Source organism: Streptomyces sp. TSRI0281 (genome assembly GCF_001905125.1).
Classification (GTDB): Bacteria; Actinomycetota; Actinomycetes; order Streptomycetales; family Streptomycetaceae; genus Streptomyces.
Genome location: NZ_LWLE01000007.1, coordinates 63802 through 76122, shown reverse-complemented (window position 1 = coordinate 76122; position 12321 = coordinate 63802). Strand labels below are relative to the sequence as shown.

Here is a 12321-nt window from a genome sequence, read left to right as displayed (position 1 = left end):
CCCGGTCAGCTTCCCTCTGACCGGGGCTCCTTCCCGCCTGCCGTCAGGCGGAACGTTTTTGCTTCGTCGCGTCATCCTTGCGTGGCGGCACCATCCTCGGCCGCCGACGAGTCGTGTTCGACTTCGGCTCGTCGTGGACAGCTGCCAGCGGCTTGCGGGCGTGCGGTACGAGCTGCACGACCTTCTCGGCGGCGTCGCGAGCGAGGTCGTCGAGGACGGACTGGTAGGTGTCCCGCGTGATCCGGGTGTCGGAGTGGCCAAGGGTCTCGGAGACGACTTTGATATCGACCCCGGCCGCGAGCATCAGCGTTGCGGCGACGTGGCGAAGGTCATGGAGACGGATGGGCGGCAGGCCAGCAGCCTCGGTGAGGCGTTCGAAGAGGTCGCTGACCTTGCCGGGGTGGAGAAGGGAGCCGTCCTCCTGGGTAAAGATGCGCCCGGTGTCCTGCCAGCCCGCGCCCCACGCCTCGCGCTCCCGCTGCTGGCTGGCCTTGTGGGTGAGGAAGCCGTCGTTGGTGTCGTCGTCGAGGGCGATCAGGCGGATGCCGCTGTCGGTCTTGGGGGCACCCTCGTGGACGTCCCAGCCGTCTTGGACGAGCTGGGTGGCGATGGACAGGGAGCGAGCTTTCCCCGAGTGGTCCTCCCAGCGGACACCGCAGGCTTCCCCTCGGCGGGTACCTCGGAAGGCGATGAGCCGCCAGAGCATGTACAGCCGGTCCGCCGCGACGAAGTCGAGGAATTCGGCGGTCTGCTCCGGGGTCCAGACCATGACCGGAGAGGGCCTCTCGCCGGTCTCCTGCCATCGGGCGATGCGCTCGTCGGTCCAGATCAGCGCCTTCGGCTTCGTTCCCGGCAGTAGCTCAACGTGGGCGGCAGGGTTGAAGGCGGGCATCACCTGCTGGGCTATGGCGACGTTCAACGCAGCCCGGAGCGTGTCGCGAATATGGGGCTGGGTGTTCAGACCGGTGATCCGGCGGAACAGCGGCATCGCGTCGAGCTGAGCGCGGAGCCACCTCCGCCGCGCTCGATTCTCGGCCCCCTTGTTGGGGGTCGCTTTCAGCTCGGCGGCGACCGCCCGCCGCTGAGCATTCTGCTCCTGGATCTCAATGTTCCGCTCGTTGATGGCGTCGAACATCGTGTCGATGTGGTGGACCCGGAGCTTGTCGAGGCGAAGGTGCCCGAGGTGGGGCTTGAGGTGGATGCGGATATCGCACTCGTAGCGCGCCGTTCCGCCCCTGCGCAGTCGCTTACGTCCGGCCAGCCAGGTGTCCAACCACTCCCCGACGGTGACCTTGGAGTTCAGCGCCTGCCCGGTCTGGAACCGGCGGCGGGTCTCGTCGTAGTCCGGTAGCGGGGACTTTTCCTTGACGCAGTTCTCCAGCAGGTCGCCGATCTGCGTCTTGCCCCAGGCGTCGTCCTCCTCTGGGATGGCCATGAGGGCACGGACCTTGTCCAGCTCCTCCTTGGCCTTGGTGGAGGTCTCGAAGCCGCCGCGACGGAACCGTCGCCGACGGCCGTCCTGAGCGGGGTCCAGCTCCTGGAAGACCCCGTAGGTCCCATGCCGTCGCGACTGGAGTTTCGGACACGACGCTCCGAGGTCCTTTCCGGTCTCGGGGTCAGTGCACCGACACCGCCGGGTTACGGTGCCGCTCTTCACTCGATCTCCCCTCCTGCGTCGTCGGGTGTGTCGGGCTGGTCGACAAAGGCGAGTCCGTCGGGAAGGGACGGAGGAGCGAGCCCGCGCCGGCGCATCCGCTCCCGGTGCGTGCGCAGCTCCTGGGCGTCTTCGAAGGCGTGCTCCTCGTAGCCCTCGGCGCGCTGTAGAAGGGTGGCTCTGCGGGTCCGGTCCAGGGTGGTGCTGGCTGCCCGTCGCCTTTCCCTGGCCAGGGCGTAGGAGGACATCGCGGCGGCCACGAGGTCACCGTGCTGACGGAAGACATCGAGGACGTCCCGGGCGGAGCCTTCGGGGGCGGGCTCGTCCAATGGCGACTCGCCGGTGAACCACGCGACCGCGTCCCAGGCGGACACCTCGCGGCCCGGGAGGACCTCGACCGTGGGCGAGGACCCGAGCGGGAAGAGGAGAGTCACTGGCGGGACGCCTAGGACGGCAGCCAGCACGACGAAGTCCGCGACGTTGATGCTCGTCTTGCGCCCGGACTCCAGATTCTTCATGGAGTGCTCGGTGAACTCCGACAGGCCGAGGCCAGCACAGCCCTGGGCGACTTCGGCCATGGTGAGGTCGGCGGCTTTGCGCGAGTCTCGCACGCGCTGGGCGATCCGACCGGTGAACGCTGTCGACCATCGATCAGGTGTCATGGTGGCACTTTAAGCACCTAAAAGGTGCTGCCGCAATGTCGTGGTACATCTAATTCGTCACTGCAACGCTAGATATCTCACGGAGGGCACCATGGTGGCATCCAATTCGTCTCGTGAGGTGCGAGGGCTGACGGGCGAGGAGCTGCTTGCACTCCCTGCTGTGATCGACCTCGACACCTCGAACCGAGCGTTGATGATCGGACGGTCCACGGGATATGGACTCGCCAAGCAGGGGGAGTACCCGGTCAAAGTGCTGCGCCTCGGTAACGCCTATCGGGTGGTGACGGCTGACCTGCTGAAGTTGCTGGGGCTGGAGCGTCAGCAGGCAGACCGAGACGAGGGCGACGGCAGATGCGAGCGGCACAGCCTCGCCGCCTAGGGTCCGCCTCTCCGGTCATGAGCGGAGAGATATGAGGAGTGCGGCGGCGGTAACGGTGCCGGGGAAGCGGGGCGCCGGTTGAGGGCGTCCGGGCGGGTTGCCTGAATGAGGCGGCACGTTGGCGACCGGGCCTCGCCCTGCGGTCCGGGGCGCTGCACCCAGAACACCGCACCGCCCGAACCTGTGGTGATCCACTGTCCTGTGACACAAGGTCTTTGCACGTCGTGCAAACCCTCTGTGCGGCTCCGCCGGCTGCCCGTACGGTGAGAGCCCGGTCGTGCGGCGTGGGAGGGGGCCTGTGCCCGGAGACCCATGGAACAGTGCCCAGGTGCGCGGGTTAGTCGCGCAGCGGCGCCCCGGCGCACTCATTCGTCTCGGCCGCGAACACCGCGCTTGGACACTCGCCGCCCTCGGTGACCGGCTTGGGTGTTCACCGGCCACGGTGTCCCGGCTGGAGCGCCGCAACAGAGTGGTGGACTTGGTCCTGGTGCACCGCGCCGCGCTCGAAGTCGGCGTCCCACGACACATCTTGGTGCATTCCCTGGCGCCACCCGCCCCGACCGTGTCGGCGGCCACTAGAGTAACGGCCAGTCCGCACGCCGAGGAGGACCTGATGCGCCGCCGTACGCTGCTCGCCGCCACGGCGGTCGCCGGACCGGCCGCCTTGCTGATGGGGTTGGACGAGGCACTGGCCGACACCCCCAACCCGACCGGCGGCGGGTCGCTGGACGCCCGGCTGGCCACCGCACGCGAGTTGTACGACAAAGGTGCGCACGGCCGTCTGCTCGCCGCGCTGCCCGGCCTCATCGGTGATGGGCACGCTGCCGCGTCGTCGCGCCGGGAACTCGATCAGGCTCGGCTTTCCGCCGTCTACAGCCTGGCTGCCACGGTGCTGAGCAAGCTCGGGTCCTACGATCAGGCCCGGCTCACCGCGGACCGCGCCCGCACCTGGGCCGAGGTGTCCGGCTCGCCCCTCGCGTCCGCAGCCGCCGCCCGTGAGCTGGCGATCGTGCTGCGCCACCAGGACCGCACCGAAGAAGCCCAACGCCTCATGACGGCAGCAGCTTCCAGGGTGGAGGCTACGGGCCTGCGCACCGACGCTTCGGCGTCCGCGTACGCGCAGATGCTGTGCACCCTGGCCTACACCGCCGCCCGCGGCGGCCACCGCACGGATGCCTTGGCGATGACCGAGGAAGCCCGCCGCGCCGCCCGCCGACTGCCGCCGAGTGCCCCGGCCGGGCGCCTGTTCCCCATCACCTCGGCCGCCGTCGACCTGTACGCCGTCGGCGTGCACTGGGCGCTCGGCGACGCGGGGGCCGCACTGGAAGCCGGGAAGGACCTGCGGCCCGAGCAGTTCCCGACTGCCGAGCGGAAGGCGCGGTTGGGCACCGACATGGCGAGGGCCTGGTGGGCATGGCAGCGTCCTGAGCAGACCGCCCAGGCGTTGCTGTCCGCGTACCGCTCCAGTCCGGGGGAAGTCCGGGACCGACCCGCCATCCGGCACATCGTTGCCGAGTTGGCGGAGCGGCACCCCCGCACCGTCGGCGTCCAGGAGTTGCGGTCCGCTGTTCGCCTGCGGTCGCTTTAGTCAGCGTTGCATGGGTGTATCGGCGGTGCTCGTGTACGTCCCGGAGCGCGTGATTACGGAGTCTTCCTGCTGACGATCACGTGGGGGTACGCTCCACTAACCCATGGGTACTGCTGTATGAGAGTGGCCCGTCTCCCCCCGTTATGGGCGGGGGGAGACGGGCCACTCTCATACCGGGTGTCAGGTCAGAGCAGGTCGAACTCGTTCCTGCTCACAGCCGCGATGAAGCCGCTGAACGCCTCGGGGGCGAACAGTAGCGCGGGCCCGTCAGGGTTCTTCGAGTCGCGAACGGCGATGCCGGAGTGGGGCCGGGTTACGTCAGCGCACTCAACGCACTGTCCTTCGCTGCCTCCGCTGCGGGAAGACTTCTTCCAGACGGCGCCCTCAAACTCTGGGGCCATGCAGGCACGTCCGTGCTTCGTGGTCACTGGTGCAGTCCTTCCAGGTACTCGTTGAGTAGATCCCGTGACTTGTCGACGGGAAGTGCGATCCCAGCAATGGCCTCGAACTCCTTCTCCAAGAAGCTGACCTGTTGGGTGTCGTCGGTGTGGTTGCCGCCCATGGGGTTGTCGACGCTGGCCACCTTCGCCCACGGGTGCTTGTGGGAAAGCAAGGTGATGGCGCCGTTCGAGCCGTACGTCGGATGCGTAGTGAGTGGGATGAGCTGAAATTCGACGTTCGGCATTTCCGAGACGTCAAGGAGCCTGCGGATCTGGTCCCGCATGATCGCAGGGCCCGACTCGAACTTGGCGTGCAGGGCCGACTCGGGGACAAGGGCATGGAGTTTGGCAGCCTTGCTCAGGACGGCCTGCCGAGCCAGCCGGATCGACACCAGCATCTCGGCATGCGCCGGCGACACTGCGGTTGGCGCACGAGTGATCATCTCGCGCACGTATCCCGGCGACTGGAGCAGACCAGGGATGATCACCGGGTGCTGGATCTGGAGTGACTCGGCGTCGCCCTCCAACTCGATGAAGTCGAGGTAGTTCTGGCCGATGCGACCTGCGTAAGCCGCCCACCACCCCTCGCCCAACGGTTCCTCGGCAACCCGCGCCACCTCTTCGACGCCGGCCAGGTCGTCCACGCCCAACCTGTCAGAGAGTGATCGCACCTCGTCGCCTGAGATTCGGTACGTGCCCCTCTCGATCCGGCTGAGACGAGTGGTGTCCCAGCCCATGAGCTTGGCAGCATCGCCGGACTTCATGGAGCCGCGCCAGCGACGCAACTGACCGCCAACTCTGCGCCGCTTGATAGTCGGCGTCGCTCGCTTCTGCGTCATGGACGCAGTCTGACACGTCGTCGACTCGCGCAGCTATGGGCACATCCATGCGGTCTTTTTGGCAATCCGGGTGACACTATTGCGCACCGACCGCCAAAAGGAGCATGCTGAAATCCCAACGGGACGTGACTGTGCGTCAGTCCATGGCTGTTTTGCCACGCACAGTTACCCCCCGCTGGTTGTACGGATCGAAGCCTCCCCGCCCGAATGGACGGCTGCTCGCATCCCCGTCGCAGGCAGCCGTCTATCTCCCCCAATCGACGAAGCCGAGGCCAGCAATGCGCCAGAGCACCGCCCGCAGCACTCAGAACTGGATGGACAGGGAACGCGCCGACCGGGCGCGGCTGTACCCCGATGAGGTCCGTGTCGCCGCCGACCTGTACGGGTCGATAGCGGCTGGACGGCGCGAGAACCTTGAGCGGGTTGTCGCGCAGGCCCGTGCCAGAGGCAGGGAGCCGCAGGTGTGCCTGTACGCGCTCTCCATCGACGGGCAGGTGCCTCGGGCCTCGCTGGACGCGGCGGCGAACTACGCGGAGCGCCAGTCCTGGCATGTGGGGCCGAAGCAGTCCTACACGGACCCCAACGGTGCGACCGCACCCAAGGGCCGGCCGGGCTGGGGCCTGCTACGGGAGCAGATCCGTGCCGGCTTCGCGGAGGGCGTCGTGGTGATCACCGCCGCTGTCGTCAGCTGCCGGATCGACGATTACCGGCGAGAGCTGGGCTGGTTCGAGGAGCACCGCAGGTTCGTTGCCTTGGTGGCTTCCGAGATCATCAGGGGGCGGGCATGAGTGCCGCGGCGCCCGGCGCGGGGCGTGCACCGATGAGTCCTGCCCCCATCCTCGAACGGTCCTCCGGGGCGGTACGGCCACAGACGGATTTCGTCTTCGAGGTGGCCATCGCTCCGGAGCCGGTCCGCGTCGCCCAGTTACGGCGGATCACCAAGGCGCTCATGCGGTTGCGGGCCGTGCCTGCCCCGCTGGCGCAGGACGTGGTGACGGTCGTCTCAGAGCTGGTCACCAACGCGATCGAGCACGGCCGTGGAACGGTCAGCCTGCGGTTGCGGCACACAGGCAGGGACCTCTTCGTCGAGGCCACCGACTGCAACCCCGCTCCTGCCCGGTTACGCCCCCCTACGGCCGATGGCGAGCGGGGCCGCGGACTGCTCCTCGTCGAATCCTTCTCGCGGGACTGGGGCGTCAGCGACGACGGCCGGACAACCTGGGCCTCCTTCCGCACCCCGGCGGGGAGGTCGTGATGCGGGTGGATGAAGTGGCCGTTGCCGGGCCGCCGGCCGTGCCGGTCACCCCCGATGACGAGATGAAGCGCAGGGTCGCCTTCCTCCTGACCCGCTCGCTCGTCGCCGAGGGGATCAGTTACGACCTGATCGTCACCCTCGAAGAAGTCTTGGGCGACCGGCCGGACCCCGCGCCTCGCACCCCGCGACTCGACAAGCTGTTCGTCCGCTGCGGCTTACCTCTGCGCCCACAGCGGGTCCCCGGAGTCGCACTGCTGAGCGAGCGGGATGCGGCGCGGATCACCGACCGTTTCCGCCGGGCCACCCAACTGCTCATGCAGGTCGCCCCGTACCGCGTCGCGATGTACCCCACCGAGGAGCTGTCCCTCCTGGTCGCCCTGCGCGCCGCAGAGGCGCCCCACGGCGAGGCGCTGCCATACCTGCGCCGGTACGCACTGGCGATTCTCGCCGTCCTCGAACTGATGGGAGACGACGCATGACGCGCGCTCCCCTCACAGTCGTCGGGTCACCTCCCCCCGGGGCCCGACTACCCGCCCGGCGCTGGGCAAACGTGGCTTCTCTCCTCCTCCCCGAGGAACTGAAGCTCCCCAGCGCCGGGCGGAACCCCCGACGAGGAGTTGAACAGTGACAACCACCATCACGATCAGTACCACCCCCGGAATCCAGAGCAGCGAACCCGGGGACGAGCCGACCTTCAGTCAACTGCTGCTGATCCTGGCGGAGTTCGAGACGGCGACTGCGGCTTTCAACGTGTTCACCGATCAGGCGGACGACCGCGAGACCATCTGGCGGCTCGTCCTGCCGTGGCTGCCGCTGGCCGAGAAACGGCTCAGCGAAGCAGGCGGTTCACTGGCTGACCAGGCGCGTTGGCAGGAGATTGTCACGGGCGTTCAGCGGCCGGACGTCGATGCGGAGATCATCCCGGACGTCGGAACGCTGATCCATGCCGCATGGCGGTTGCTGTGCGCCCTGTTGGCGGCCTCGCGGCAAGGCCCGGGTGTCCGGGAGATCGCGGAGCGGATTCGAGAGTCGGTTGCCAACGGTTCGTACCCCCCGGGCAGCCTGCTGGCCGTCGGGCGGATCGCTGCCGAGGTGGGATGTCCGCTGGTATCCGTCGGACGCGTACGCCTCGCGGTCCGTGACCTGGAGGCCGAGGGGTTGATCACCTTCTCCTCCGCCGACCGTATCCATGTCGGCTACCGGAGTGAAGCCGTCGATCAGCCCGACCAGATTGCTGCCTGGCTGTGCGTGCTGATCCAGGCGGGTGTCTACCCGCCGGGCTCGAAGCTGCCGACGCGGCTGGCGCTCGGCCGCGCGCTGGTGTCCTCGCAGTCGTTCGTCGCCGACGGGCTGCAGTTGCTGCACGGACAGAATGTCGTCACCAACCGCAACGGGGTACGAACCGTCGTACGGCCCACGCTGCCCTTCCCCGTCGTTCCCCCTCCCGACGTGGACAGCCTGCTGCCCCGGCTGCGGGACATGGCGCTGCCTGGCATGGACCTCAGCCCCACCGGCATCCGGGCAGTGTGTCACCGGGCCCACACCTGGTGGCGGAGCCGCCTCACCCCGCACCCCGAGACCCTGCACCACACGCTCCGGACTCTGGCTGCCGCTGCCGAGCACCTGCTTCCGTTGGCCGTCGGCCAGCACCCGAACAACCCGGACGTGCACGCCACCCTGCGACGCACCGCGGTCACCGCGCTCGCCGCCGGCCCGTCGAACTCCGACGGGCAGATATGGCGTGCCGCGTGTCTGGGCGCGGCCGTCCGCGAAGTCCTCGACCTCGCAGGTGATGCCGCGTGAGCCCCGACCGCCGAACGCCCGGCACGAAGCGGAGCATCGTGGTCTCCGAAACGCACCGCCCGGACCTCGCACAGGAGCTGATCAACCGTGCGGCGAAGGCCAGCGAGCACTGGCGGTACCTGACGTGCGGGCAGCTCTCCGCCGAGGACATCGACCGGGGCTGCCTTGCCGATCAGGCCAACGCCGTCGTCGTGCAACGGATCATCGCTGACCACGGCTGGCCCGGGTGGAGCCGCGTCGGTAAGGAAGGAGCGACCGCTGCGTGGCTGGTCGCCCTCCGCGCGGATCACGACCTCCCGTTCCAGCGGCACGCCGCACGCCTGATGCACCAGGCCGTGCGCTCGGGCGAGGCGTCCCAGCTCCAGTGGGTGTCCCTGCACGACCGGTGCCTCATCACCTCCGGGGACAGGCAGCAGTACGGCACCCAGTACCGCCTCGGACCCAACGGCCCGGAGCGGCTGGCCGTGCGCGACCCGCTGACGCTCGACGAGCGCCGCGCGACGGTAGGGCTCCCCCCGGCCACCGTGTCCCTGGAAGCCCTGCGCCGTCGAAGGGCGAGCGAGCCCCGACCTGACGCAGCCGCCGAGATACCCGACGACAAGTCGACGGCCGAACTGGTGAGCACGGCGTGATCGCGGCAACGATCGACAGGGTGCTCGCCTGGGACCTGGCGGGCGCAGACCTACCACCCGCCGATGTCGCACTGGGCCTGCTCAGCCAGCTCACCCATCACGGCCAGACCGTCGCCACAGACCTCAGCACCCTGTGCCTGTCTCTCCCCCCGGACTCGCAGGCCGGGCACACCGCGAAGGCCACTCTCGGGGAAGCGTCCCGCCGGCTCAGCCTCTCAGCCCCGGCCGGCACACCGCAGGCAGCCGCACACCGGACACAGAACACCGCCCGCCTCCTCCGAGCCCTGCTCCGCGCAGTCGAAGCGGTCGCAGAAGAGGCGCAGATCCCACGCCGGTAACCGCAGCACACCACACCGAAAGGCACCGCCCGATGAAGACCTCGCACGCGCTCCTTGCCATCGCGGCCGTCGGAACCGCCCACCTCGTGGCAAGGGAACGGCAGCACCGGCAGCAGAAGGTTGTGGCCGTCGCCCGCATGCACGACCAGTGGCTGACCCTCCTGACCACCAACCTCGACCTCGCGGAGCAGTGGGCGCCCGAGGGCATGGACGTCAAGGAGTACGTGACCCTGCTGAACGCCAACCAGCAGCTCTGTGCCCTCGCCTTGCGATACCGGCTGGGCCTCATCAGCAAGGACCGGCTGCGCTTCGTCGTCCAGGCGGTCATGGAGCGGGAATCCGTCCGCCAGTACTGGGAGAAGTTCGGGGCCTTCCGTGCGGAGGAGTCGCTCGACAACAAGGCCGACGCGGACTTCAACGACATCGTGGGGGACGTGTACGACGCCCGCCGGGCGATGCAGACCGCAGGCGCCTGACCCGTACACCTGCCCGCGCGCCGGTCGTGGCGCGCGGTGCTGAGACCTGGGGCTTCCTCTCGGCTTCGTCGATCTGCACGCCCGTGCGCGGTGGTCCATAGCCAGCCCGGGGGAGGAAGTGGCGCCTGACCGCGCCCCGGCCCGCACACCGTGGGGGTGTCGTAGCCGGCCCGCTCAAACGCCCACCGACCGGTGCATGTGAGGGTCCCGGACGGTGGGCGGGTGCACCACCCGGTGCCGGGCCTGGAACAAGGCCCGGCACCGGACGACACGCGTCCCGACCTATCTGACAAGGACGACCCGATGACGTACCCCATGGCCACAGCCGGCAAAGCCGCAGCGCTCGCTGTGGTGGAGGCCACCCGCGCCCTGGAGCTGGCCCTGCATTACGCTGGCAGTTCCTGCGACCTGGAGCAGAGCATCGAGCCCGGCGGCTGCCGCCTGCGACTGACGCCCGCCCCCGCCCTCCCCTGGTTGCTCGGAGACGTGCAGGGCAACCTGCTCTCCGACAGGATCATCGCCGCGGTGACGAGGATCGAGCAGCCGCTGCCCTGCCCCGGCCCGGATCTCGTCATCGAGCCAGCATCGACGCAGGACATCCGGGCCCTCGGGCGCCTGGTCGAGTCCAGTCTCACCGAGGTACAGAAAGCCGCGTTGCAACTGCACCGTGCTTTCGCTCGTAGCGGGTTCGAGCGGCGCGTCGGGGTACAGAACGACGTGATCGAGGCCGGCGTGATCGAGGCCAGCACGTTCGACACGGAAGACGCCACCCACCTGTACCGCATCCTCGGCGGAGACGAACTGGCCCTGTGTGACCTGGACCTGAGCGACTGGCGCGACCATGAGCGGTTCGCCACCCACCTGCAGAAGACGATGCACACCGCGACCGGCAGGCCGCTGCTCGTGGAGTCCCGGCCGACATGTGGGCACTGCCGGGACCAGCACGGCGGGAACCGGATTCGGATCGACTTCCTGGACACCGATGACGCCCTCGCGCTGGCTGCCGCACTGAAAGCGCCGAACGCGCCGGTGGGCCCGATCCTGACCCAGGGAGTCTGATCAGCATGCTCAAGGGTGACTGGCGTGCGGAGCACAACCGGAACATTGTGCAGTACGGCACGGCCTGGGCCCCGGCGACCCCCGTCCGACGCCATCGGGAGGACTGGGCAACGGTTCACGCTGGCGCGAGGCTGTACGAGGCGCTGCTAGGCGGCTCGGACCACTACGCCGCCGACAGGGACGTGCTCTCAGGAATGGACGGCAAGGACTTCATCCGGCTCCGCTTGGCCGCACGGATCAATCTGCAGCACAACGCTCTGGTCGCCCGCTACCTGGCCCAGCAGGGCTTCGACCAATTCCTCGACCTCGGGTGCGGCCTCCCCTCGCCTATGCAGCACTCCCGCAACTCGCGGGTCATTCCCGACGTGCACACCGCGGTCTTCGGCGTGCAGCCGGACGCCCGGGTGATCTACGTGGACGTCGACCACGTGGTCATTGGCCGCCGAAGGATGGCGACTGAGGAGACAGGCGCCGCCCTCGTCCAGGGCGACCTGCGCGACATGGGCACGCTGCTGGCCTCCGACCAGGTGTGCGGACGGCTGGACCTCACACGGCCCGTCGCCGTCCTCATGCACGACGTCCTGCCCTGGGTCGCCGACCCGGATGCCACGGAGGCGGTACGTGTCCTGCGTGACTGGGCACCTTCCGGCAGCGCCTTGTCGATCACTCATGCCGCCGATCTCGGGTCCACCGTGCCGTCCAAGCTCACGCCGCTCCTGGGCGAAGTAGCAGACCTCACGTACAGCCCCCGCGAAGCACACCGTATCGAGGAGTTCTTCGGTGCCTGGCGGCTGCTGGACCCCGGCCTCGTGCCCACACACCAGTGGCACCCCAAACACTCGCGCCGTGCGGAGGAACCGCAGCTGGCCGGCGCGTACGCGGGCGTCGGCATCAAAGAGGACCGGGCCGCCGCGTGAACGGCCTGGCACCGCCGCACGCTTCCAGCCGATCTCCGAAGAGCGCCTCCCACCGCCCCAACCAGAACAGGGCGCACGTCATGCGTCCTTCCGTTCCCACCGGCGGCTGAACGCTTTCGCTCGCCTGACTGCAGATGGCAGCCGTACTCGCAACCTCATGTGCAGACCCTGCAAACCGAGTGCACGACCTGACTGCCGATCACCACCGGCAACGGCCAGGTGGTGCCCTCGTACAAGTCGACCAGAACAAGGTGGACCTGATGTCCCACTCATCATCCG

At 68.6% G+C, this 12321-nt stretch carries 15 protein-coding genes; 11 read left to right on the top strand and 4 right to left on the bottom strand.

Annotation, left to right across the window (positions count from 1 at the left end; genetic code table 11):
• Window positions 1-43 precede the first annotated feature (43 nt).
• A complete protein-coding gene (locus tag A6A29_RS14160; protein ID WP_073720426.1) occupies window positions 44-1657 on the bottom strand; it encodes a site-specific integrase in 1614 nt (537 codons plus the stop codon).
• The gene (locus tag A6A29_RS14155; RefSeq protein ID WP_073720425.1) at window positions 1654-2316 is read right to left on the bottom strand and encodes a helix-turn-helix domain-containing protein; all 663 of its coding nucleotides are present in this window, start codon (window positions 2314-2316) and stop codon (window positions 1654-1656) included. The genes A6A29_RS14160 and A6A29_RS14155 overlap by 4 nt, the downstream gene beginning before the upstream one ends.
• Before the next feature lie 91 nt (window positions 2317-2407).
• Between A6A29_RS14155 and A6A29_RS14150 the strand changes: the two genes are divergently transcribed.
• The gene (locus A6A29_RS14150) at window positions 2408-2695 is read left to right on the top strand and encodes a hypothetical protein (RefSeq protein WP_073720424.1); all 288 of its coding nucleotides are present in this window, start codon (window positions 2408-2410) and stop codon (window positions 2693-2695) included.
• A gap of 298 nt (window positions 2696-2993) precedes the next feature.
• On the top strand, window positions 2994-4283 hold the full coding sequence (locus tag A6A29_RS14145; RefSeq protein ID WP_073720423.1) for a helix-turn-helix domain-containing protein: 1290 nt from the start codon (window positions 2994-2996) through the stop codon (window positions 4281-4283).
• Between the two features lie 185 nt (window positions 4284-4468).
• Here A6A29_RS14145 and A6A29_RS14140 read toward each other — a convergent pair whose 3' ends face one another.
• Window positions 4469-4711: a DUF397 domain-containing protein gene (locus A6A29_RS14140; protein WP_338012872.1), complete on the bottom strand. Its 243-nt coding sequence runs from the start codon at window positions 4709-4711 to the stop codon at window positions 4469-4471.
• Window positions 4708-5562: a helix-turn-helix domain-containing protein gene (locus A6A29_RS14135; protein ID WP_073720422.1), complete on the bottom strand. Its 855-nt coding sequence runs from the start codon at window positions 5560-5562 to the stop codon at window positions 4708-4710. Before A6A29_RS14135 ends, A6A29_RS14140 begins: the two co-directional genes overlap by 4 nt.
• A gap of 314 nt (window positions 5563-5876) precedes the next feature.
• Between A6A29_RS14135 and A6A29_RS14130 the strand changes: the two genes are divergently transcribed.
• The 9 genes from A6A29_RS14130 (at window position 5877) to A6A29_RS14090 (ending at window position 12042) form a co-directional block, all read left to right on the top strand.
• Window positions 5877-6350, top strand: coding sequence for a hypothetical protein (locus A6A29_RS14130; protein ID WP_241838462.1), 474 nt, complete (start codon window positions 5877-5879; stop codon window positions 6348-6350).
• 32 nt (window positions 6351-6382) lie between these two features.
• Complete coding sequence (locus A6A29_RS14125; RefSeq protein ID WP_073720420.1) at window positions 6383-6817, top strand: ATP-binding protein; 435 nt, start codon at window positions 6383-6385, stop codon at window positions 6815-6817.
• The gene (locus A6A29_RS14120; protein ID WP_073720419.1) at window positions 6817-7296 is read left to right on the top strand and encodes a hypothetical protein; all 480 of its coding nucleotides are present in this window, start codon (window positions 6817-6819) and stop codon (window positions 7294-7296) included. The genes A6A29_RS14125 and A6A29_RS14120 overlap by 1 nt, the downstream gene beginning before the upstream one ends.
• A 145-nt stretch (window positions 7297-7441) precedes the next feature.
• On the top strand, window positions 7442-8620 hold the full coding sequence (locus A6A29_RS14115) for a GntR family transcriptional regulator (RefSeq protein WP_073720418.1): 1179 nt from the start codon (window positions 7442-7444) through the stop codon (window positions 8618-8620).
• Window positions 8617-9252: a DUF6624 domain-containing protein gene (locus tag A6A29_RS14110; protein ID WP_241838461.1), complete on the top strand. Its 636-nt coding sequence runs from the start codon at window positions 8617-8619 to the stop codon at window positions 9250-9252. The genes A6A29_RS14115 and A6A29_RS14110 overlap by 4 nt, the downstream gene beginning before the upstream one ends.
• Window positions 9249-9590, top strand: coding sequence for a DUF6415 family natural product biosynthesis protein (locus A6A29_RS14105; protein WP_073720417.1), 342 nt, complete (start codon window positions 9249-9251; stop codon window positions 9588-9590). The genes A6A29_RS14110 and A6A29_RS14105 overlap by 4 nt, the downstream gene beginning before the upstream one ends.
• Before the next feature lie 32 nt (window positions 9591-9622).
• On the top strand, window positions 9623-10066 hold the full coding sequence (locus tag A6A29_RS14100; RefSeq protein WP_073720416.1) for a DUF6082 family protein: 444 nt from the start codon (window positions 9623-9625) through the stop codon (window positions 10064-10066).
• A 303-nt stretch (window positions 10067-10369) separates the two neighbouring features.
• Entirely contained in the window at window positions 10370-11125 is a 756-nt protein-coding gene (locus A6A29_RS14095) for a hypothetical protein (protein WP_241838460.1), read from the top strand.
• A gap of 5 nt (window positions 11126-11130) precedes the next feature.
• Window positions 11131-12042 carry an SAM-dependent methyltransferase gene (locus A6A29_RS14090; protein ID WP_073720415.1) on the top strand — a complete coding sequence of 304 codons (912 nt, stop codon included), beginning with the start codon at window positions 11131-11133 and terminating at the stop codon, window positions 12040-12042.
• Window positions 12043-12321 lie beyond the last annotated feature (279 nt).